The sequence below is a fragment of the Staphylococcus sp. FSL H8-0121 genome, from assembly GCF_038008425.1.
Taxonomy (GTDB): Bacteria; Bacillota; Bacilli; order Staphylococcales; family Staphylococcaceae; genus Staphylococcus; species Staphylococcus pasteuri.
The window spans coordinates 499366-523351 of sequence record NZ_JBBOZB010000001.1; the positions used below are offsets into that span (position 1 = coordinate 499366).

At 31.1% G+C, this 23986-nt stretch carries 21 protein-coding genes; 4 read left to right on the forward strand and 17 right to left on the reverse strand.

Annotated elements, in window-relative coordinates:
- Nucleotides 1-78 precede the first annotated feature (78 nt).
- Together acnA and LFT63_RS02430 are read right to left on the reverse strand one after the other, a co-directional pair.
- Nucleotides 79-2784, reverse strand: a complete 2706-nt coding sequence (gene acnA, locus LFT63_RS02425; RefSeq protein ID WP_029055394.1) for an aconitate hydratase AcnA — start codon at nt 2782-2784, stop codon at nt 79-81.
- A gap of 297 nt (nt 2785-3081) precedes the next feature.
- Nucleotides 3082-4722, reverse strand: coding sequence for a BCCT family transporter (locus LFT63_RS02430; protein ID WP_029055395.1), 1641 nt, complete (start codon nt 4720-4722; stop codon nt 3082-3084).
- Nucleotides 4723-4930: 208 nt separating this feature from the next.
- On the opposite strand from LFT63_RS02430, the gene mscL reads away from it, so the two are divergent.
- A complete protein-coding gene (gene mscL / locus LFT63_RS02435; RefSeq protein ID WP_017638422.1) occupies nt 4931-5287 on the forward strand; it encodes a large conductance mechanosensitive channel protein MscL in 357 nt (118 codons plus the stop codon).
- 75 nt (nt 5288-5362) lie between these two features.
- Here the strand turns inward: mscL and sbcC are convergent, their stop codons facing one another.
- From sbcC to sosA, 7 genes are all read right to left on the reverse strand, one after another.
- The gene (gene sbcC / locus LFT63_RS02440) at nt 5363-8392 is read right to left on the reverse strand and encodes an exonuclease subunit SbcC (RefSeq protein ID WP_029055396.1); all 3030 of its coding nucleotides are present in this window, start codon (nt 8390-8392) and stop codon (nt 5363-5365) included.
- A 5-nt stretch (nt 8393-8397) separates the two neighbouring features.
- Nucleotides 8398-9522 carry an exonuclease subunit SbcD gene (sbcD, locus tag LFT63_RS02445; RefSeq protein WP_029055397.1) on the reverse strand — a complete coding sequence of 375 codons (1125 nt, stop codon included), beginning with the start codon at nt 9520-9522 and terminating at the stop codon, nt 8398-8400.
- Nucleotides 9523-9628: 106 nt separating this feature from the next.
- Nucleotides 9629-10096 carry a CcdC family protein gene (locus LFT63_RS02450; protein ID WP_029055398.1) on the reverse strand — a complete coding sequence of 156 codons (468 nt, stop codon included), beginning with the start codon at nt 10094-10096 and terminating at the stop codon, nt 9629-9631.
- A gap of 196 nt (nt 10097-10292) precedes the next feature.
- Nucleotides 10293-10535, reverse strand: coding sequence for a YneF family protein (locus LFT63_RS02455; RefSeq protein ID WP_029055399.1), 243 nt, complete (start codon nt 10533-10535; stop codon nt 10293-10295).
- Between the two features lie 213 nt (nt 10536-10748).
- Entirely contained in the window at nt 10749-12737 is a 1989-nt protein-coding gene (tkt, locus tag LFT63_RS02460) for a transketolase (protein WP_208970245.1), read from the reverse strand.
- Between the two features lie 133 nt (nt 12738-12870).
- Nucleotides 12871-13104: a DUF896 domain-containing protein gene (locus LFT63_RS02465; RefSeq protein ID WP_029055401.1), complete on the reverse strand. Its 234-nt coding sequence runs from the start codon at nt 13102-13104 to the stop codon at nt 12871-12873.
- Between the two features lie 178 nt (nt 13105-13282).
- On the reverse strand, nt 13283-13516 hold the full coding sequence (sosA, locus tag LFT63_RS02470; protein WP_017637359.1) for a DNA damage-induced cell division inhibitor SosA: 234 nt from the start codon (nt 13514-13516) through the stop codon (nt 13283-13285).
- A 143-nt stretch (nt 13517-13659) separates the two neighbouring features.
- Between sosA and lexA the strand changes: the two genes are divergently transcribed.
- The gene (lexA, locus tag LFT63_RS02475; protein WP_017637358.1) at nt 13660-14283 is read left to right on the forward strand and encodes a transcriptional repressor LexA; all 624 of its coding nucleotides are present in this window, start codon (nt 13660-13662) and stop codon (nt 14281-14283) included.
- Nucleotides 14284-14474: 191 nt separating this feature from the next.
- Here lexA and LFT63_RS02480 read toward each other — a convergent pair whose 3' ends face one another.
- The 5 genes from LFT63_RS02480 to LFT63_RS02500 all read right to left on the reverse strand — a co-directional run bounded on the left by LFT63_RS02480 (nt 14475) and on the right by LFT63_RS02500 (nt 18865).
- Nucleotides 14475-15500, reverse strand: a complete 1026-nt coding sequence (locus LFT63_RS02480; RefSeq protein ID WP_340767834.1) for a CAP domain-containing protein — start codon at nt 15498-15500, stop codon at nt 14475-14477.
- Between the two features lie 13 nt (nt 15501-15513).
- Nucleotides 15514-16491, reverse strand: a complete 978-nt coding sequence (guaC, locus tag LFT63_RS02485; protein WP_029055403.1) for a GMP reductase — start codon at nt 16489-16491, stop codon at nt 15514-15516.
- Nucleotides 16492-16648: 157 nt separating this feature from the next.
- On the reverse strand, nt 16649-16918 hold the full coding sequence (rpsN, locus tag LFT63_RS02490) for a 30S ribosomal protein S14 (protein WP_017637355.1): 270 nt from the start codon (nt 16916-16918) through the stop codon (nt 16649-16651).
- Between the two features lie 201 nt (nt 16919-17119).
- Nucleotides 17120-17269, reverse strand: a complete 150-nt coding sequence (gene rpmG / locus LFT63_RS02495) for a 50S ribosomal protein L33 (protein WP_001831295.1) — start codon at nt 17267-17269, stop codon at nt 17120-17122.
- A gap of 78 nt (nt 17270-17347) precedes the next feature.
- Nucleotides 17348-18865, reverse strand: a complete 1518-nt coding sequence (locus tag LFT63_RS02500) for a catalase (protein WP_340767835.1) — start codon at nt 18863-18865, stop codon at nt 17348-17350.
- Between the two features lie 210 nt (nt 18866-19075).
- Between LFT63_RS02500 and LFT63_RS02505 the strand changes: the two genes are divergently transcribed.
- Together LFT63_RS02505 and LFT63_RS02510 are read left to right on the forward strand one after the other, a co-directional pair.
- Nucleotides 19076-20527 (forward strand): amino acid permease, encoded by a 1452-nt coding sequence (locus tag LFT63_RS02505; RefSeq protein ID WP_029055405.1) that lies wholly within the window; start codon nt 19076-19078, stop codon nt 20525-20527.
- Between the two features lie 197 nt (nt 20528-20724).
- A complete protein-coding gene (locus LFT63_RS02510) occupies nt 20725-21039 on the forward strand; it encodes a hypothetical protein (protein ID WP_029055406.1) in 315 nt (104 codons plus the stop codon).
- Nucleotides 21040-21150: 111 nt separating this feature from the next.
- Here the strand turns inward: LFT63_RS02510 and LFT63_RS02515 are convergent, their stop codons facing one another.
- The 3 genes from LFT63_RS02515 to thrC are packed head-to-tail and all read right to left on the reverse strand — an operon-like array spanning nt 21151 to nt 23985.
- Nucleotides 21151-21954, reverse strand: a complete 804-nt coding sequence (locus LFT63_RS02515; RefSeq protein WP_340767836.1) for a Cof-type HAD-IIB family hydrolase — start codon at nt 21952-21954, stop codon at nt 21151-21153.
- 53 nt (nt 21955-22007) lie between these two features.
- Nucleotides 22008-22922, reverse strand: coding sequence for a homoserine kinase (thrB, locus tag LFT63_RS02520; protein ID WP_029055408.1), 915 nt, complete (start codon nt 22920-22922; stop codon nt 22008-22010).
- A gap of 1 nt (nt 22923) precedes the next feature.
- Complete coding sequence (thrC, locus tag LFT63_RS02525; protein ID WP_029055409.1) at nt 22924-23985, reverse strand: threonine synthase; 1062 nt, start codon at nt 23983-23985, stop codon at nt 22924-22926.
- Between the last annotated feature and the right edge of the window lies 1 nt (nt 23986).

Genomic DNA, 23986 nt, shown 5'->3' on the forward strand with positions numbered 1-23986 from the left:
TCCTTAACTTATACATTACATATGTATTTTAGCATAAAAAAACTGTGCTAACCTAAACGTTAGCACAGTTGATTTTTATTATTGAGCTAATTTATTTCTTAATACCATTTGTAAGATACCACCATGACGATAGTAGTCTAATTCAACTAATGAGTCAAAACGAACCATTGCTTCGAAATCAACAACTTCTCCGTTTTCTTTTTTAGCATGAACTGTAACTAAATCATGAGGTTTTACATTTTCATCGATATCTACTGAGATTTCTTCTTTACCTTCTAAACCAAGAGAATCAGCTGATTCACCTTGTTTAAATTGTAATGGAAGTACACCCATCATAACTAAGTTTGAACGGTGAATACGTTCATAACTTTGAGCGATAACTGTTTTAACTCCTAATAAGTTTGTACCTTTAGCAGCCCAGTCACGTGAAGATCCCATACCATAGTCGTTACCAGCTAATACAGCTAAGCCAGTGCCATTTTCTTTATATTTCATAGCAGCATCATAAATAGGCATAACTTCGTCTGTAGGCCAATAAGTTGTAAAGCCACCTTCAGTACCTGGAGCTAATTGGTTTTTAATACGGATATTAGCGAATGTACCACGTACCATTACTTCGTGGTTACCACGTCTAGAACCGTAAGAGTTGAATTCTCTAATTGGAACATTGTGGTCAATTAAATACTTACCTGCTGGTGTATCTTTACCGATTGCACCTGCTGGAGAAATATGGTCAGTTGTTACTGAATCTCCAAATTTACCCATAATACGTAAGTCTTTTAATGGTTCAATTGTTCCTGGTTCTTTAGATAATCCTTGGAAGAATGATGGATTTTGAATATATGTTGAATTTGGATCGAAATCATATAGTGGTGCATCTGTTACATCGATTTCATTCCACATTTCATTATTTTCATAAACATTTGCATATTCTTCTAAGAATAATTCTGGTGTTACTACACTATCAACTGTGTCAGCAACTTCTTTAATACTTGGCCAGATATCTTTAAGGTAAACATCTTCGCCATCTTTACCTTTACCAATAGCTTCATTTTCTAAGTCAATATCTACAGTTCCAGCTAATGCATAAGCAACAACCAATTGAGGTGAAGCTAAGTAGTTAGCTTTAACTAATGGATGGATACGACCTTCAAAGTTACGGTTACCTGAAAGTACAGATGTTACTAATAAATCTTCGTCAGCAACAGCTTTTTCGATTTCTGGTAATAATGGACCAGAGTTACCGATACATGTTGTACAACCATAACCAACTAAGTTGAAACCTAAATCATCAAGATATTCTTGTAATCCAGAATCTCTTAAATAACCTGTAACAACTTTAGAACCTGGAGCTAATGATGTTTTAACGTATTCAGGTACTTTTAAGCCTTTTTCGATAGCTTTTTTAGCTACAAGACCTGCACCTAACATAACGTAAGGGTTTGAAGTGTTTGTACATGAAGTGATAGCTGCAATTGCTATATCACCAGTTTTCATAGTAGCTGTTCTGCCATCATTGAAACTGATATTAGCTTGTTTATCAAACTCACTTTCATCTAGGCCATGACCTTGGTTACCAGCTGGTGCTGTAACTGATTTTTCAAATTCAGTTTTCATGTCACTTAAGAAAATTAAATCTTGTGGACGTTTTGGACCAGATAATGATGCTTGTACTGTAGATAGGTCTAAGTCAATAACTTCAGTATATTCTGGATCTTCATTTTCAACTTGGAAGAACATATTATTTTGTTGTAAATATTCTTTAACAAGTTCAATATGATCAGCTTTACGGCCAGTTAATTTCATGTATTTAAGTGATTCTTCGTCAACTGGGAAGAAACCACAAGTTGCACCGTATTCTGGAGCCATGTTAGCGATTGTAGCACGGTCAGCTAATGGTAAGTTTGTTACACCAGGACCAAAGAACTCTACGAATTTACCTACTACACCACGTTTACGTAACTCTTCAGTTACACGTAAAGCTAAATCAGTTGCAGTAGAACCTTGAGGTAATTCATTACTTAATCTAACACCAATTACTTCTGGAATTGGGAAGTAAGAAGGTTGTCCTAACATACCTGCTTCGGCTTCAATACCGCCGACACCCCAACCTAATACACCAATACCATTAATCATTGTTGTATGAGAGTCAGTACCAACTAATGTATCAGGGAAAGCAGTTTGTTCACCTTCAACGTCACGAACATGAACAACATTTGCTAAATATTCTAAGTTTACTTGGTGAACGATACCAGTTGCAGGTGGTACAGCATTATAATTGTCAAATGCTTTAGTTGCCCAGTTTAAGAATTGATAACGTTCATAGTTTCTTTCGAATTCTAATTTCATATTACGTTCTAATGCGTCTGGGTTAGCGTAGCTATCTACTTGTACAGAGTGGTCAATAACTAAATCTACTGGTACTTCTGGGTTGATTTTGTTAATATCTCCACCAACATCATTCATTGCTTTACGTAAAGACGCTAAGTCAACTACTGCTGGTACACCAGTGAAGTCTTGTAAAATAACACGAGATGGTTTGAAAGGTACTTCACCTTCATTATCTTTTTTACCGAATTCTGCTAACTTTTTAATGTGATCGTCAGTGATTACAAAATCATCTTCCTGACGTAATACAGATTCTAATAATACACGAATTGAATAAGGTAATTTAGAAATTTTAGTTAAACCTTGTTCTTCTAATGATTTCAAATCATAGTATGTGTATGATTGGCCATTTAAATCAAATTGTTTCTTTGCTGTTTCTTTAAAATTAGAAGCCATTTGATATCCCCCTTGAAAATCTTTATATTTTATATGCCTTATTTAAATTGTATTATTATATGTTTTCGAAAACAACTATATAAGAGTAGAAAGACGTCGATTTTCATTTCGCATTTTTAATCAGGTAGTATAAGCAAAACTTATCATAAGACGTTAGTGCAATAAGTAAATTTTATTAATTGAGAATGGTTATCAATCGCAAGTATTAGTTTTCATTTTTATAGATAAAAAAATACTACCAGCCCTATATAGAGCCGGTAGTATCTTCACTCATTTCTAAAAGAATTAATTATTGAATTATTCTTCTCTTTCACGGTTTCTTCTTGATTCACGTTTTTCTAAAATATCAGATTCATAATCTTCTTGTTGATATTTAACGTACTCTTCTAATCTGTGTTTATTAGGCGTTAATGTTAAGCCTAAGAATTTACGTTCTTTGTTGGCATCTTTGTAAAAGCTTATCATCATCAGTATGACGACAAAGGAGAATGGGAACGCACTAATAATGGCGGCACTCTGAATCGCGTTGAGTGCTTTTGTTCCATCTCCGCCACCAGCTAATAATAGAACGAATGCAATAAGTGCTTGAGCAATTCCCCAAGTTACTTTAACTGCACTGTTTGGATTTAATGAACCAAATGTTGTCTGCATACCTAAAACGAATGTTGCAGAGTCAGCTGATGTGATAAAGAATGAAGCAATTAAAATAAGTGCTATGAATGATAACACTATACCTAACGGAACGTGGTGGAATACACCAAATAATTGTGTTTCTGGAGTCATATCAAATAATTTTGGATGTTTTTTACCTGTTTCAATACCAAGAACACCGAATACACTAAACCAGATGAAACTTACAATTGCTGGTACTAATAGTACACCTGAAATAAATTCTCTGATTGAGCGTCCTTTTGAAACTCTGGCAATAAATACACCAACGAATGGGCTCCAACTTAACCACCAGCCCCAATAGTATAATGTCCATGTTGACATCCATTCACGTTTTTGACCATTTAATGCTGCAGTGTCAAAGCTATTGAATAAGAATGTATTTAACAAGCTACCTGTTGAACTTGTCATCATATTAAGGATTAATACAGTTGGTCCAATGATTAATGTAATAATCATTAATATGGCACCTAAACCAATATTTAAATTACTTAAATACTGAATACCTTTACTTAAACCTGACCAAGCACTAGCGATAAATAATATCGTTACAACAACGATAATAATTGCTTGAACCCAAGTTGTATTTGGAATTCCGAATAAGTAACTTAAACCACCATTAATTTGTAATGCACCCATACCTAGTGATACAGCTACACCTACTAAAGTAGCAAATACAGATAAAACATCAATAAATGTTCCAATAGGTCCTTCTACTTTATCTCCTAAAAGTGGTCTTAGCGTTCTTGAAAGTAAACCAGGTTCACCTTTACGGAATTGAGAATATGCAAGTGCTAATGCTACTACACCATATACTGCCCATGCGTGGAATCCCCAATGGAAGAATGTAGAACGTAACGCTTCTGTATATGCTTCAGTAGTCTTTGGATCAGCATCAGGTGGTGAAGCAAAGTGTGACATAGGTTCAGCTGCACCATAGAAAACTAAACCAATACCCATTCCTGCACTGAATAACATTGCAAACCAAGAAATTGTATTAAATTCTGGTTTATCATTTGGTTTACCTAACTTAAGTTTCCCTATAGGGCTAAAGATTAGGAAAATACAGAAGAAAACAATAACTGTAGTTAATATTAGGTAATACCAACCTAGTTTATCAGTAATCCACATTTTGACTTCATTAGTAACCGTGTCAAATTGAGATGGGAAAATGGCACCAATTAACACAACAATTGCTGCGACAATGGCACTGTAGATAAACACCGGAGAAATCTTCTTACCATTTTTTTCTTCAGAAGAAGAATTCATAATTAATTACTCCCTTCTTATTATTAAATTTTCAAACTAGTAAAATTAAATTATTATTTTTTTATCTTAAAACAATTAACTTTACTAAAACACTACTATAGGATAACAAAGCTCCATATTAGAATCAAATTTGATTAAAATTACTATTTTCTAAATTAATTATATGATGTATAATGACGAATATATTGTTATGAAAGGATTTTTTTATATGCTTAAAGAGTTTAAAGAGTTTGCATTAAAAGGCAATGTATTAGATTTAGCTGTAGCCGTAGTTATGGGCGCTGCATTTAATAAAATTATCACTGCATTAGTTCAATACATTATTATGCCATTAATTGGTAAAATATTTGGTTCTGTCAATTTCGCAGAAGACTGGGCTTTCTGGGGAATTAAATATGGTTTATTCATACAATCAATAATTGATTTTATAATCATAGCTTTTGCATTATTTATCTTTGTGAAAATCGCAAATACATTAATGAGAAAAGAAGAACCAGAAGAAGAATTAGAAGCAAACACTGTTCTTTTAACAGAAATCAGAGATTTATTACGAGAAAAAAATTAATAATTATTAATTAAAACGATTTATCAACCTAATTTATAGAAGTTGATAAATCGTTTTTTTATAACTTTATGATTATTAATTCCATTTAAATTGTGTTGTGCTTTGGTATTGATTAGATGTCACTTCTAAAATGAGTGGTATTCGTTGTTTCAATTCACTTACATGAGATATGATTCCTACCATTCTACCTGTAGATTTCAAATTAACTAATGTATCTAGTGCTGTTTCAAGTGTTTCTTGATCTAAAGTACCGAATCCTTCATCAATAAATATAGATTGTAATGAAATTCCTCCAGATTCTTGTTGTACAATCTCACTTAAACCTAATGCTAAAGCTAATGACGCTTGGAACGTTTCCCCTCCTGATAACGAACTTATATGTCTAGATTTATTTGAGTAAAAATCAAATACGTCAATTTCAAGACCACTAAACCCTTGTGATAAAGCTGCTCTTCTTTGTAACTGATATCTTTGACCGCTCATAGTTGCAAGACGAATATTAGCTTGAGCGATTATTTTTTCTAAATAATATACAAGAACGTAATTTTCTAAGGTTAACTTTTGACTATTTTTACCTGACAAAATTTCAGACAGATTAAAGATATCTTGTTGTTCTTTTAACTCTTTATTCAAGTAATTTATATTAGATTCAACTTCATTTCCTTTTTGTTCATTTAATTTGATTTGATACTCTAGCGTTGCTATCTCATTATTTAATTGATTCAATTGTTCTTTTGTCTTTGATAGATTTTCTTGTATTTTATCGATATCTTCCAAATTTCTATCTGAAACTAGCTTCGTTAGCCTATTTATTTCTACTTCATACATATGCAATTGTTTATTAAAATCATTAATTTCTTTCTCGATTGATTCCTTTTCATTAACGATTTCTATAATGCTTTGGATTTGTTCTATTGAAGATAAACTTAATCTATTCATTTCATTTTCAATTTCTTTTTGAGTTCGTTTAAGTTCATCTTGGCTTTCATTTAATGAAGTGGTATGATGCTTAACATTGTTTTCTTCAATACTTAGTTTTTGAGAAATATCACTCATGGCATGTTTATACTTCTCGGTTAGTTGTTCATATTCAGTAACATTATTTTTTAATTGTTCATAGTACAATTTAAACTCTTTAATGTTAGTAAATTGAGATGTCGTTTCAAAATCATTAATTCTAATTTCACATTGTTCAATTTTTGCATTTGTATCTTTCATATCATTTTCTATTTCATATATTTCTTGCTTTTTTTGTTCAATTTTTTTATTTATTGATAAGATACGGTCATTTTCTTTTTGGTGTCTTACTTTTTCTTTCTCTTTTTCTCTATGTTTAGTATTAAGTTCATCTATATTAAGGATTGATTTTTCATCTACATTAATATTTTTTAATTGTTCAGTAAGGTGATTAATTGAATTTTCAAATTTAGCTTTGTTTATTTTATGCTCATTTAATTCTTCTTGTAACGACTTTAATAATCTTTGCTTTTCATTAATGCTTTCGAAGTCAATATGTTGATCTAAAGAAGTAATTTCATTACCACAAACCGGGCAAGTATCCCCTATTGATACAACTTGCTGTAATTGTTCAACTAACGTTTCTTTATTGTTTAAATTAATTTCATTTTGATTGATATCAGCTATTTCTTTTGTTAATTTTTCAATTTCTTTATCCGTTTTCTCATTAGAAACTTTAATTTCACTAATTCTGGAATTTAGATTTTCTTTGTTTTTTACTTCTTCCAATTGCTTTTCAGTTGTTTGAATATTTTTTTCTAGTTTGAAAATATCTTGAGATAATTGTTCAACTACTTCGTAATCAACGTCTTTCGAATCAATAGAATCTTTTAATTGATAAAATTCTTTTTCGACTTGCTCTTTCTTTTCTTTTAATTTTTCCAATTTAGATGAAAGTTTTTCCTTATCTTTATAACTTGAATCATATTTAGATAAATTAACAAAGAAAGTATATGTTTTTTCTAAAAATGCTTTTTCTTTGTTTATTGATGCTTCACTTTCAGTTAATTTTTTTAATTGGTTTTGATAGTCCTCATGTTCTTGATTTAACTGCTTAATTGATTGTTTAGATGATTCAACAGAATTTTCTATTTGCTTTAATTTTTTGTTTGTTTCATTTTTTCTATCAAGCAATTGTGATAAAGGTTTAATTTCGTTGATTTTATTTAGCTTTTCCTTTTGTTTATTGATGCTTTCTTCTTGTTCTTTTAATTGATTAAATTGATTTTTGTTTTTCTCTAATTCTTTTAAATTTGATTCCAGCTCTTTATTTTCATTCAAATTATGTTCAATCTTCGAAATCTTGTTCTCTAAAATATTTTTATTTTCATATTTACTTTGAGCCAATTTTTTACCGAATTCATTGAATTTTGGCAATGCGTTTATTAACTTTTCAGTTTGCTGAACATTAATCGTTTTTAATTCTTCAAGGCTTTCACTGTCAAAGGTGTTGATATCATTCCATAATCTTTCAATATTCTTATATCTATCTTCAATTTGTTTTTTTTCATTTTTAACATCTTCACTCAAAGCTTTTTCAATTTGTTCAAATCTTTCACTATTAAAAAGAGTTCTTAATATACCTTGCTTTTCTTTACTATTAGATAATAAGAATTTTTTAAATTCACCTTGTGGTAATATAAATAATTGTCTAAATTGTTCAGCGTTAACGCCAATTAAATCAATAATAAATTGATTTCCAGCACTCACCATACTTTCACGTAAATCAAATTCATTATCATTGTATTCAAAAACATTTAGCTTTGCTGGTGTTTTAGTTGTATTTCCTTCTTTAATATAAGGTCCAGTTCGAACTATTTTAAAGATTTTGTTATTTAGTTCAAATTCAAAAGTAACTTGCATGGCTGAATTACCATCAGCAAAATGACTTCTTAAATCACTTTCTTTTCTATTTTTAGTTGAAGCTTCCCCATATAACGCATATACTATGGCATCAAATATCATAGTTTTACCAGAACCGGTCTTACCACTTATCAAAAATAATTGATTTTGATCTATTTTATGAAAATCTATTGTCTCATTTAAGAAAGGTCCAAAATTAGTTAAAGTTAACTTAGTAGGTTTCAATTTAATTAATCTTCCTTTCTCATCAAATTATTAATAATTTGATTAATTTTCTTTTCTTGAATATCACTTAGTTGCTCATTGGTTATGTTTTCATAAAATTTATTTATAATCGAAATGTCACTTTCCTGTTTTATTTCAATTTGTTCGATCGCATCATAATATTCAAATGTCTCATTAGTTAATGCCAGTGTATTGGGATAAATTTGTTTCAAATTGATAATTGGATCTGATATATGAGACATATTTTTCAATTTAAAATGTATGTAATTATTTTTATTAGTAATATCTACCTTTTCTTGAATAACATCTTCGTAATCTCCAACTACTATTTCTAACTTTCTCGTTGGTTCTATTGGAACGAAATAATCATTTATATTTTCTTTATTATTAAATTTAACAACACGATAACCTTTAGGTTGTCCAACTTCAGAAAATGAGTATTGTAAAAGTGAACCACTATACTTAATCCTATCTTCATTAATACTAAATGGATGATGCAAGTGACCTAATAGTACAAAATCAAATATATCAAACGATCTTTTTTCCACTGTCTCTACAGTTCCAATAGTTAATGGTCTTTCAGAATCTGATGTTTTGCCACCTTGGACAGTTAAATGACCAATTAAAACATTAATGCTACTCTTATCTAGCGTTTCTGACATATACATTACACATTTATCAAGTGCTTGTTGATGTGTTTGAATTGTTTCATCTTTAAAAAAGTGTTGCACTTCTGTTACTGTCGCAAATGGTAATGTATAAAAATTAACTCCCTTAATATTTATAGGCTCAATCATACTTTCTAATTTTGTTCTAATATATAAGTTACTATGTTCAAACCAATTTGCCCCGTAATTCAAACATTCTTTTCCATCATGGTTTCCACTTATCATAACTACTGGTATTTTCATTTCAATATTAAGTTGTGAAATTGTTTCTTCAAATAGTTTTATCGTTTCTTTACCTGGATAAGTAGTATCATATAAATCTCCTGCAATAACGATGACATCAGGTTCTTCATCTTTCATTTTCTTTATAAACTGTTCTAATACATACCTTTGGTCCTCTAACAATTGCTTACCATTCAAAATTCGCCCTAAATGCCAATCTGCTGTATGAATTATTTTCATTTTTTACCTCCAAATAGAACGTTTGTTCGTAACTATTTTATAATTTTTTAATCTATATATCAAGTAAAAAACCACTCATCTCTAAAGATAAGTGGCTATAATATATTTAATGAACAATTGATTTTTTTACTTTTTTATACTGATAATACATTGCTAATCTCCATGGTACTATCATACAAAATGCTAATAAGAAAAACATACCCGCTATCTCACCTGGATCGATTTCGTTACTAATAAAGATTTTTAGAACAGTACGGATAACTAATAGAGAAATTAAGATAATCGGAAACGCTTTTGATCGTTTCATATAAATTTCGCTACCTTTAACTTCAAATCTAGATGTCCAAATTAACACTGTTGAGAAAAGTACACCTAAAATAAGTGACTCTAAAATCTCGGTACCAGTCAATCTAAAATATGGTACTACATACATTAGAGCACCTGTTGCCATAAAAAATGGAGGCAATATAATTTTCTTTTCATTAACTGGGAATTTTTGTGCTTTCATTCGAATCACAATAACAATTGCACCCATAAAGAATGCAACTACTATAGAAAATACTAAATATGCCACGCTTACACCTTCTCATATATTCTAAACTTTAATACTCTTTTTAATCACGTGTTAGTATATCATTAAATCAAGTCATTTTCATAGTTTTTAAATTAATAAATTCTAGCTATTTTATAAATTAAATTGTTTTCTCTTTCTCCATAAAAAAGGGATTAAATCAACGTTAACATTGACTTAATCCCCACTAATATTTATCTTATTTCTTTTGACCTTTCATGCCTTGGTCCATATTTTTGTTCATCATAGTCATCATTTGATTGATTTTCTTTTGAGAAGGTTTTTGACCCATTTGCATCATCATCATACGTAGCATTTCTTCATTAATAGGTGGGTTTTTTTTCAAATAATCCATCATATATTTTCTTGCTAAGAAGAAACCACCAGCTAAACCTGCGATTAATGCTATTATAATTAAAATAATTGCTAACCAAATTGCCATTGTTTCACCCACTTTCTTTATCCTAATGAATTTTACTAGATTCAAATATTTATTTCAAGACAAATTTGTATCTTAAAATAACGCACATCAAAAATAATAACAAATTTTCAATATATATTAAATGTACTTTTGAATATTAAAGTTAACATTTAAAAACTGCTAGTTTCGCATAAGCTTAACTAGCAGTTTATTTGAGTTTAAATTATTGATTAACTAAAATTCACGAATTTGGTTTAAAACATTTTCTTTAGTAAATCCATATTTTTCAACTACTAAATCGCCAGGAGCACTTGCACCGAAGCCATCGATACCAATAACTTTACCTTGTGTTCCAACGTATTTATGCCAACCAAGTGGTGAAGCCATTTCAATAGCAACACGTTTAGTAATATTTGAAGGAATAACAGACTCTTTATATTCTTCAGATTGTTGTTCGAAAGCGAACCAGTTTGGCATAGAAACAACTCTAACACCTTTACCTTGAGCATCTAAGTCTTTTGCAGCCTCTACTGCTAAGCTTACTTCAGAACCAGTTGCTAATAATAGATATTCAGGAGTTTCTTTAGATTCATATACAATATATGCACCTTTACGTACACCTTCTTCGACAGTTTCTTCAGAAACATCTAAAGTAGGTAAATTTTGACGTGTAAGTACTAATGATGTTGGCGTGCCTTCTGATTCTAAAGCAACTTCCCAAGCAACTCTAGTTTCATTACCATCAGCAGGACGAATCACATTCATATTTGGAATTGCACGTAATCCAACTAATTGTTCAATTGGTTCGTGTGTTGGACCATCTTCACCAACTGCGATGGAATCATGTGTAAATACAAATGTTGAATTTAATCCCATAATTGCAGATAAACGTAAAGCTGGTTTTAGGTAGTCACTGAATACGAAGAATGTTGCACCATATGGATGTAAACCTCCATGTGCAGCCATACCATTAACAGCAGCGCCCATTCCAAATTCACGAACACCAAACCAAATGTTTTTACCGTCACGATTATTTTTATCATAATCTTTAGCTTCTTTAACATTTGATTTATTTGAACCAGCTAAGTCAGCTGAACCACCAAAGAATGAAGGTACATGTTTACTTAACGCTTGAATAACTTCACCAGAATCTGCACGTGAAGCTGCATTATGATCTGCATCAAATTTAGGTAAAGCTTCTCTGTAATCTTGAGGTAATTTACCACTTACAGCTAATTTAAATTCTTCCGCTAATTCAGGATAAGCTTTACTATACTCTTCAACTTTATTTTTCCAATTTTCTTCATTTTCATTAGCACGTTTTAACATTGTTGAATTGAAAATGTCGTAAACTTCTTGTGGTACATTAAATCTCTTTTCAGGGTCTAATCCATAAGCTTCTAAAGTTAATTTACGTTCTTCGTCGCCTAGAGGAGCACCATGAACGCCATTTGTACCTGATTTATTAGGCGCGCCATAACCAATTACAGTTTTAACTTCAATGATTGTTGGACCTTGTTGAGATTTAGCTTTATTAATTGCATTATCAATTTCTTCTAAATCATTACCATCTTTAACAAAAATGTAGTTCCAACCATATGATTCGAAACGAGATTTAGTATTTTCAGAGAATGCTTTATCTAAATCTCCATCTAATGAAATATCATTTGAATCATATAATACGATTAATTTATCTAATTGATTATGACCTGCAAATGATGCAGCCTCATGAGAAATACCTTCCATTAAATCCCCATCAGAAGCTAGAACATAAGTATAATGATCTACAACATTATAGTTATCTTTGTTAAATTTACCAGCTAAATGACTTTCAGCTAAAGCCATTCCGACTGACATTGCAAATCCTTGACCAAGAGGTCCTGTTGTCACTTCTACACCATCAGTGTGTCTGAATTCAGGGTGACCTGGAGTTTTAGAATCCCATTGTCTAAATTGTTTTAGTTCATCCATTTCTAAACTACCAGAAACGTGTAATAAACTATATAATAAAGCAGAACCATGACCTGCAGATAATACAAATCTGTCTCTATTGAAATAGTCTTTAGATTGTGGGTTGAAATTTAGGTGTCTTGTCCATAGTGTGTAAGCCATTGGTGCTGCTCCCATTGGTAAACCTGGGTGACCTGAATTGGCCTTTTCTATTGTATCGATACTTAATGCACGAATTGTATCGATTGCTAATTGATCTTCTTTATTGAACATTATATATTCTTCCCTTCTAATAATAATACTTAATGCCAATTATAACTTATTTTAATATAAATTCATAAAGAAAAATCTGAAAAATTTTTAATTTTCCATATTAATCTATATTTAAAATTCAGTAATTAGCATTCTATTTTTCTTTATTTTGTCGTTGAATTTGTTTTAATTTCTCAGGAGTAACATCATTTCCCTCAGGATCAATGACCTTAGTACTTTCAAGTTGTTGTTTGAACCCTTTTCTAAATGAATCAAGATACTGTTTTCTTAATTTAGATTGTTCTTTTGCTTCTTCATTGGTCAAACCTTTTTCTTTTTTCTTTTTAGCTAATTCATTAATTCTATCAATATTTAAATTATTAGACATTTTAGCTCCTACTTTCGTTTGTTAATCGTTTAAATTGATAATTTGTTAGAAAATAACCTACTACAAATTATTTCAATAAGTAAAATGGATTTACTCTGTGTATATACCTTTTGTAAAACATAACAAAAAAAGGAGCGTAACCAAATCGTTACGCTCACATAAACTATTAAATATGATATTAGTTAATTGATGCGAACACTGATCCTGAATTTTGTTCGCTATCATCTTGTTTATTTAAAGATTGATTAGTATTATGATTAACGTTTTGATGTATTTCATGGTCTGTCATTTCGTACGTTTGTTCTGAATGCTCATTTTGGTTAACACTTAAGAAAAATACTAGAAAAATAAGACAAGATATTAAAAATACTGATATATAAGTTAAAAATGTTTTTGTTTGTTTTGTTAACATTGCATCTCACTCCTAGAACGTTTGTTTGTATTATTAATTTAACAGAACAGATGTTCCATGTCAACACTTTAACGAACAAACGTTTGTTTTTTGTTTATGTAGATGCTATAATATAATCAAATAAAATTAGGGAGTGCCTATATATGAGAGAGTTAACGAAAAGACAAAGTGAAATATATGATTACATTAAACATATTGTTCAATCAAAAGGGTATCCACCGAGTGTTCGAGAAATCGGAGAGGCTGTAGGATTAGCTTCGAGTTCGACTGTTCATGGTCATTTATCAAGATTAGAAGAAAAAGGTTACATTAGACGAGACCCTACTAAACCAAGAGCAATTGAAATTGTTAGCGAACAATTAGGCGACAATATTAATATGGAAGAAACGATTCACGTTCCTGTTATAGGTAAAGTAACGGCCGGAATTCCAATTACAGCAGTCGAAAATATTGAAGAGTATTTCCCACTACCCGAACATTTAACATCTACACATAACAGTGATATTTTCATATTAAATGTTGTAGGTGATAGTATGATTGAAGCAGGTATTCTAGATGGAGATAAAGTAATTGTTCGTAGTCAAACAATTGCTGAAAATGGAGATATTATTGTTGCTATGACAGAAGATGATGAGGCTACAGTTAAACGATTCTACAAAGAAAAAAATCGTTATAGATTGCAACCTGAAAATAGCACAATGGATCCAATTTATTTAGACAATGTCATAGTAGTTGGTAAAGTTATCGGTTTATATAGAGAAATGTAATCATATTTTATGCTCATAACCCCCTATAAATAATAAAAGGATTAGGCGATTGCCTAATCCTTTTTATTTTGATTCTTTTTTAAAACTTCTTTTACTTTATCTAAGATATCAGGTTGTTGTTTTGATTTAGTTGACATTCTATCTACTTCCTTACAACTAATTATTACCCAAAGATGATTAACTCTAAACGATTAACCAGTATAATTTTCTGTCCAACACGGTTGTCGACGATCATTAAAATCAACACCTACGCCTAAAGTAGAAAAGCTATCATTTAAAATATTTTTTCGATGACCTAATGAATTCATTAATCCTTCATGTGCAAATATACTACTTTGTTGTCCATACGCTAAATTTTCACCAGCAGAACTAAAATCATGATGATCATCTTTCAAACGATCAAAAGGTGATTTCCCTTTTAAATCTGTATGATCAAAGTAGTTATTGTCCGCCATATCTTGACTATGCTTTCTAGCAGTATTAGAAACTGAAGCTGAATATTTTAAAGTTGGTAATTGATGTTGTTTACGTTCAGCATTTACGATGTCAAAATTTTGTAATTCAAAACTCTTTTCTAATGATTTGGAAGGTGCACCATATTGTTCTTGTAATCTATTTTCCATAGCTTCACTCACTTGATATAAAGCTGTTACGCCATTTTTTTCATGTTTATCGTAAAATACTGTTGTGTAAATGTGATTTTTATGGAAAATATCGTACTCGTCATTTTTAACTTCAAAACGTTTGTTACCTTTACTTATTTCTTCTATAGGTTTACCTAAACGATCTCGAACTGCCTTTTTAGGTGTAGCATATTTAATTTTAGACTGTGAAGATATTAAATTTTGATTCGTATACATGCCATTGACACGATTTTTAATATAACTAATCATTATGAATTGATTATAATCATTATCATAATACGTATACCAATGTGTACCGTATTCATTGGAAGTTATGCGTTTTTCTTTACCTAATTTATCCTCAACGTCTTTTTTTGTCATATTCATTTGAATATTATTAATCGCAAATTCTTGTTTGTCAGGAACATCTAAGCTTAAGTCTTCTTCATTCGAATTACCATATGCCCATTGATCAACTTGCTCTCTAACTTCTTGTTGTAAATGCTCTGTAAATTTGAACTCATTTAATGGTAAGAAAATAACGAGACACAAGAAGAATATAAAAAATACTAGAAATCTTTTAATTTTAGCCACCTACCGTATGATATTAATCTCTATCCCCATTAAAAATTGAATTTCTAACAATGACATAATCCACTGTTCGAAGAGATTTCAAATCTTTGCCACCTGCATAAGAAATAGAACTTTGTAAATCTTGTTGCATCTCTTTTAAAGTGTCTTTTAATGAACCTTTATGTTCAACAAACATTTTTTTACCTTCAACATTTTTATGTTCACCTTTTTGGAATTCTGACGCACTACCAAAATATTCTTTATATCGCTTACCTTCTAATTCAACAGTTTCTCCAGGAGATTCTTCATGTGCTGCAAATAGTGATCCTATCATTACCATAGAAGCACCAAATCGAATAGACTTAGCGATATCACCGTGTGTACGTAATCCGCCATCTGCTATGATAGGTTTTCTAGCTGCTTTACTACATAAATTAAGTGCAGATAATTGCCAACCACCTGTACCAAATCCAGTTTTTATTTTTGTAATACATACACGTCCCGGACCGATACCAACTTTTGTAGCATCAGCACCAGCATTTTCTAATTCTCTTACGCCTTCAGGTGTTCCTACGTTTCCTGCTATAACAAAAGAATTAGGTAGTTTTGTTTTGATATGTTTAATCATATTAATTACTGAGTCTGAATGACCATGAGCGATATCAATAGTAATATACTCGGGTGTTAAATTTTCATTTGATAACTGCTCAATAAAGTCAAATTCTGATTTCTTTACGCCAACTGATATGGATGCAAATAGATTATTTTGTTGCATTTTATTGATAAACGGAATTCTAGCTGCTTCATTAAAACGGTGCATGATATAAAAATAATCATTTTCAGCAAACCATTGAGCTAATTCTTCATTCATTACTGTTTGCATATTAGCTGGTACTACTGGAAGTTTAAAGGTACGAGGACCAAATTTTATCGATGTATCGCATTCTGATCTACTTTCAACAATACATTTGTTTGGTATTAGTTGTATGTCTTCATAATCAAATATTTTCATATTAATTAAATAGCCCCTTTTTAAAAACAATAATATTAGGATAAATAGCTAAAATCCGAATAATCATAGTTTTATCAGTTGTTTTATTCAGAAATTCATTATCCTTATTAACTGTACATTGTTTTATTGTTCTTGTAAATGGACTTTAGGACTAGTTTTACCAACTAGATTTTTTAACACCTGGTATTTGACCTTTATGTGCGTGTTCTCTAAAAGCAATTCGTGACATTTCAAATTTACGTAATACGCCTCTTGGTCTTCCTGTCACTTTACATCTGCGAGTTAAACGTGTTGGTGATGAATCACGTGGTAATTTTTTTAATGCTTCATAATCACCTTTAGCTTTCAATTCTTTTCTTAATTCAAAATATTTATCTACAAGTTCTTGTCTTTTTTGTTCTTTTGCAATCTTAGATTTTTTAGCCATTTCCATTACCTCTCTTTTTATAAATCGTAATAATTACGTTTTATATATTAGCACGATTTTCTCAATTTGCAAATCTAAAAGTTCTATAACAAACATATTTATTTTTTAAAATGACATTTTCTTGTAGAAAAAAAAGAGACCTTTTCCCAATGAAAAAGGTCTCTTAAGCCATTTCAAATTGTCGTACTTGAAAGATAAGATTTATTTAGTTTCACGATGTAACGTATATTTATTTAATCTAGGGCAGTATTTTTTCATTTCAATACGCTCAGGATTATTTCTTTTATTTTTTGTAGTGATATAGTTACGATCGCCACACTCTGTGCATGCTAATGTGATATTTACGCGCACGTTAAACACCCTTTCTAATTAGGAATAATTACGATTTAAAATTTTATCATAAATTTGTTATGTGCGCAATCTTCAATTTTATTTATTAAAATTTTCGTAAGTTTCGTCTTGTTCGCCTTCTAAATCAACTGTATTAATATCAATACCTAATGCTTTCGCTACACCTTTACCATAATCAGGATCAGCTTTATAACAATGACGGATATGACGACGTTTTACATCTTCAGTAACACCATCCATAGCGTTCGCTGTATTTGTAAAAATACGTTCTTTCGCTTCATCAGATTGTAATCTAAATAATTTACCAGGTTGTTCGAAGTAATTATCATCATCTTGTCTTTGATTATATTCGTAACCATCACCATCTACAGGGAAAGCTGGTTTTTTGAATTCTGGTTGAGAATCATATACGCCTTGATTATTTGGATAATAGTGAGGTCCTCCACCTTGGTTATCGTCTAAAATACGCATCTGACCGTCACGACTAAATGGACATAAGTTTTCAATGCCTACACCTTTAGGTTGGTTAACAGGAATTTGCCAATGGTTTACGCCTAATCTATAGCGTTGAGCATCTCCATAAGAGAATAAACGTCCTTGTAACATTTTATCTGGTGAGAAGTCTAAACCAGGTACAATGTTAGTTGGCGCAAATGCAGCTTGTTCTACATCTTGGAAATAGTTATTAGGATTACGGTTAAGTTCAAATTCTCCAACTTCGATTAAAGGATAATCGCCGTGGTACCAAACTTTAGTTAAATCGAATGGATTATCTTTATGATTTTTAGCTTGTTCTTCAGTCATCACTTGGATATACATTTTCCATTTTGGATAGTCTCCATTTTCAATGGCATTAAATAAATCACGTTGAGATGAATCACGATCTGTAGCAATTATGTTAGCCGCTTCATCATCAGATAAGTTTTCAATACCTTGTTGACTTCTGAAGTGATATTTAACCCATATACGTTCGCCTTTATCGTTATACATTGAATAAGTATGAGAACCGAAACCATGCATATGACGTAAATCTTTTGGAATACCTCTATCAGACATTAAAATTGTAACTTGATGTAATGATTCAGGTAATCCTGTCCAAAAGTCCCAGTTATTTTGTGCACTTCTCATATTTGTTCTAGGATCTCTTTTAACTGCTCTGTTTAAACTTACAAATAATTTAGGATCTCTAAAGAAGAATACAGGTGTATTGTTCCCTACTAGATCCCAGTTACCTTCTTCAGTGTAGAATTTTAAAGCAAATCCACGAATATCACGTTCAGCATCTGCTGCGCCTCTTTCTCCTGAAACTGTAGAAAATCTTGCGAACATTTCAGTTTGTTTACCTACTTCTGAGAAGATTTTAGCACTTGTGTATTTAGTAATATCATTCGTTACAGTAAAAGTACCAAATGCGCCTGATCCTTTTGCATGCATACGTCTTTCTGGAATAACTTCACGATCAAAGTGAGACATTTGTTCTAAAAAGTATATATCTTGCATCATTAATGGTCCACGTGGGCCAGCTGTCATGCTATTTTCTCTATCTGATACAGGTGCTCCAAATAAACCTGTTAATTTTCCATCTTGTTTGGACATGTGTATATCCCCTCCACATAAATTAGAATAATTATAATTTAATATCTATTATAAAGTATTCCCTCAAAAAAAGAAACTAAAACTACTCATTTTATTTAGAATTATCAGAAAATTTGTTGTTTTTTCACTTTAAAGTGCTAATTAGTATTGAATACTAGGTTCAAAAGACTTAAAATGATGGATATATTTAAAATAGATGGGAGACAGTATATGGAAGATAATAATATGAAAAGAGGTTTAACCTCCAGACACATAACCATGATTGCTATCGGTGGCGCCATTGGAACAGGATTATTCGTCGCTACTGGTAGTGTCATTTCTGAAGCAGGACCTGGTGGTGCTATACTAGCCTACTTATTAATTGGGATTATGCTTTATTTCTTAATGTCATCAATTGGAGAATTAGCTACCTTCTACCCGGTATCTGGTTCTTTTAGTTCTTATTCATCTAGATTTATTGATCCGTCACTAGGTTTTACCATGGGATGGTTATACTGGGGAATGTGGACACTCGTAACTAGTGTAGATGTTATTGTAGCTTCTAATGTTTTAAAATTTTGGGATGTTTTCAATTTCTTTAGCCCATTAACTTGGAGCCTAATTTTTATAACGCTACTCTTACTTTTAAATATCTTTTCAGTAAAAGCTTTTGGTGAAACTGAATTTTGGTTATCTCTCATCAAAGTAGTTACTATTATTGTATTTATTATATTGGGATTATTAATGATTTTTGGTATTTTAGGTGGCCATACATATGGCTTTGAAAATTATACTAAAGGACAAGCACCTTTTGTTGGTGGTATTTCTGGTATTTTAAGTGTTTTATTAGTTGCTGGCTTTTCTGTTGGTGGGACTGAAGTGGTCGCAGTTACTGCTGGAGAATCTAGTGATCCTAGTAAATCCATGCCTAAAGCAATTAAGCAAGTATTTTGGAGAATTTTATTATTCTATGTATTATCTATAGCAGTTATTGCCGCTATAATCCCATATACTGATCCATTGCTATTAAACGAAAGCCAATCTGTAACACAAAGTCCATTTACGATTGTATTTGATAAAATTGGTATCGCCTTTGCAGCTTCAGTTATTAATGCTGTAATACTAACGTCACTACTATCAGCAGCAAATTCAGGTATTTATACTACAAGTCGAATGCTTTATTCGTTAAGTGTAGATAAACAAGCACCTCAATTCTTTAAAACATTAAATAAAACAACGAAATTACCAATTAGAGCCATTTTAACTACTTATATTTTAGTTGTAGCAGTAGTTATATATGCTAATTTTAATTCGAATGCGGTATTCAATTTATTAAATATTATTGGCTCAATGGTCATCGTCGTTTGGGGATCAAGTATCTGGGCACAAATTAGAGTACGCAGTGCAATTAAAAAGCAAGGTAAAAACATTAATGAGTTGTTACCTTATAAAGCTCCATTTTATCCATTTGGCCCAATTATAGTTATAGCAACTTTACTATTTTTATTATTTGGTAGTTCATTTGGAAGTATTGTTTCAGGAGATTGGGTAAGTGTTATTCGAAACTTTACACCACTCATTATTTTGGCAATTATTTTCATTGTCCATAAACTCATTAAGAAAACTAAATTTGTAAAACTTGAAAATATGGATTTAAGTTCTCATATCTTTAAAAATGAATAGTTAATATATCTATAGTTTAAATATTTTATACCTTTCAATTCAAGCCGATTTATAGGTTTTTAATTGGAAGGTATTTTTATTTAAATTTTCTATACAATAATCAATAAATTACAATTAATTCCTAGTTAATCTTTATTTTCTGAGCGCTCGTAATCATGTATAATAAAATTAAGAAATAAGGCTTAGAGGTGGTTAAAATGATTGGTCAAACAAATTTGTTCGATGATGTGATTAAAAATGATGAACGTTTTGTAATTGTTGTACAAGCTTTAGAGGAAAAGAATGGTCAATTAGTAAAAAATACATTAAGAGAATACCCAAGTTTAAATCATGACCAAATGAGTAACTTATTCACACATCTTAAAGAAGTATATTTAGAGGAAAAATTTCAAGATAACCAATCAGCTTTTACTATAACTGTATATACTAACCTTGACTATGCAGCAGATCAAGTTTATGCACATGTTAAGCGCTATAGAGGAAAAAAAGATTGGACTCACACAGCTAAATAAATTCAATAGACAAAAATAGACTTAGGTATCTTTACTTGGATTAGGTTGATAGCATTCATTATTTAACGCTATTTAATTATCCTTAAAAATACCTAAGTCTATTTATTTACATTATAGTAGTTTTTTTAGAGTATGTGGTATACCATTCGAATCATTATCTAATGTGACTTCATCCGCTTTTTCTTTTAACTCGTCACTTGCATTACCCATTGCAACAGCATATCCTACAACATCTAACATAGATTGGTCATTTAGACTGTCGCCAAATGCGATAACTTCCTCAAGTGGTATATCTAATTTTTCACATAAAGCAGTAATTGAGTTTCCTTTTGAAACGTCTCTTGCCATAAATTCTAAGAAGAATGGTTTACTAGTCGTAACGTCAATTTCTTCATTGAAATAACCATTTAAATCAATACGTGTTTCAGTAATATTACCAACATAATCAACACCCATTACTTTTGGTACACCATGTGTAATATATGATTTAATATCATCAACACGTTTCATAGGCAGTCCAGTAAGTTCAGATTCAATATTCATATATTCATGTTCACCATCATAAATAATATGTCCATCATCATAAGTTAATACTAAAAACCCTTTTTCTCTACAGTAATCGACAATTTCATCGAAGTTCTCTTTCGAAACGGTTTTACTTACTTCTACCTTTTCAGAAATCATGTTAATTGTTTTACCGCCATTATAACTAATAATATAACTTTCATGTTCATTTAATTTTAAAGTTCTCGCAACGGGAATCATACCTTCTGTTGGTCGTCCGGAAGCTAATACAACTTTGTAACCTTTGTCTTGAATGTCGATAAGATAAGATTGTGTTTCTGGAGATACCTTATTCTCACTATTCATTAGTGTGTCATCCATATCCATAACAACTACTTTATATTTGCTCATATTATTCCGAATCTCCTTTCAATGACTTATCTATATTTTACATCAAAACGAGCTTATTGGTACACTACTTCTTCAATTACACCAACCTCATTTATCGTTACTAATTCTGAAATACAATGCGACATTTCATTCTTTAACGTTCTTACTATTTCACCACTATGTTCCCTAGGGCTCAAAGTTAGTACAGTCGGTCCAGCTCCACTTATTACGGTTGCATATGCATGGTGTGCTTTAGAAATATTTCTAATCTTTTCAAATTCTGGAATTAAATGCTGTCTATATGGTTCATGAAAACCATCTTGTTCCATCATTTTTCCAGCTAATTCATATTTATGTTGTATCAATGCACAAATCATTGTATTACTTATCGCGCTATTTTTGACAGCATTAGCATGGGAAAATGTATCTGGTAATGCCTTACGTGATTCTTCAGTTTTAAGTTCATAAGGAGGAATCGTTAATATAACATCTACCTTAGGTACATCTATTCGAGCAACATCCGTTACTTTTGATTCTGAGTTGTAATAACCAGATATTAAACCTCCATAAATTGTAGGCGCAACATTATCAGGATGACCTTCTATTTCAGTCGCTAATTGAAGTAATTCATATTGTGATAGTTGAATATTACCAAAATGATTAGCAATATATAGCGCACCTACTAATGCTGAAGCTGAAGAACCTAAACCTCTTGCTAAAGGTATATCACTTCTCATATCAATATTTAAAGCTGGCAATTCAACTTGATATTTTTTAGCAACTAATTGTGCAACTTTATAGATGTAATTTGAATTATCTTTAGGTAAAGTCTCTAATTCTTCATTAAAGTAGTTAAATTCCCATTGATCACCTTGAATCTCTTTTATATCCATATACAGATACTTATCTAAAGCCATACCAATTGAGTCAAAACCAACGCCTAAATTTGCTGTTGAAGCGGGAATTTTCAACTTTAATATTGCTTCCATTTTAAAGTGCCCCTTTAATATATTTAATGATACTTTCTTTATCGTTTGGAAGTGGTTGAATAGGATTATCTAATAAAGAAATGGCAGTATCAGGATCTTTTAATCCATTTCCAGTTAGAACAGCGACTACTTTTTTACCTTTAGGCAAACGTCCTGCACGGTGAAGTTTAATAAGTCCAGCTATAGATGCATTACTTGCTGGTTCACTAAACACACCTTCTTTAGAAGTCATCATTTGATATGCCTCTAATATCTCTTCATCTGTAACGCTGTCAATTAAACCTTGAGATTCTTGTAATGCATTTGTTGCTTTATCCCAACTAGCAGGGTTACCGATACGAATGGCAGTCGCTACTGTTTCTGGATTTTTAATCACTTTATTCTGAACAATTGGTGATGCACCTTCAGCTTGGAAACCAAATAATTGTGGAAGTTGACTGCCCTTTTTTTCATGATATTCTTTGAAACCTTTCCAATAAGCTGTAATATTTCCTGCATTACCTACTGGAATGGCTAAAATATCTGGTGCTTGACCGTCTAATTGTTCTACTAATTCAAAGGCACCTGTTTTTTGACCTTCAATTCTGAATGGATTCACAGAATTAACTAGTTCAATATCTCCATTTTTAGCGATTTCTTTAACAATTTCTAAGGCTTCATCAAAGTTGCCTTCTATAGAAACAATTTCTGCACCATACATAACAGCTTGAGATAATTTCCCTAAAGCAATTTTACCTTCTGGAATTACAACAATTGCTTTTAAACCAGCTCTTGCTGCATAAGCCGCTGCAGATGCAGATGTATTACCTGTTGAAGCACAAATCACGATTTTTTTACCTTGTTCTTTGGCTTTAGTTACAGCCATTACCATTCCTCTATCTTTAAAAGAACCAGTAGGATTTGCACCTTCATATTTTACATATAATTCTATACCTAACATTTCAGACATGTTTTCACAATAAATTAAAGGTGTGTTTCCTTCGTTCAATGTTAAATGAGGTGTGTTTTCATTTACCGGTAAATACGTATCGAATTCTTTAACTAATCCTTGCCATCTTTTCATA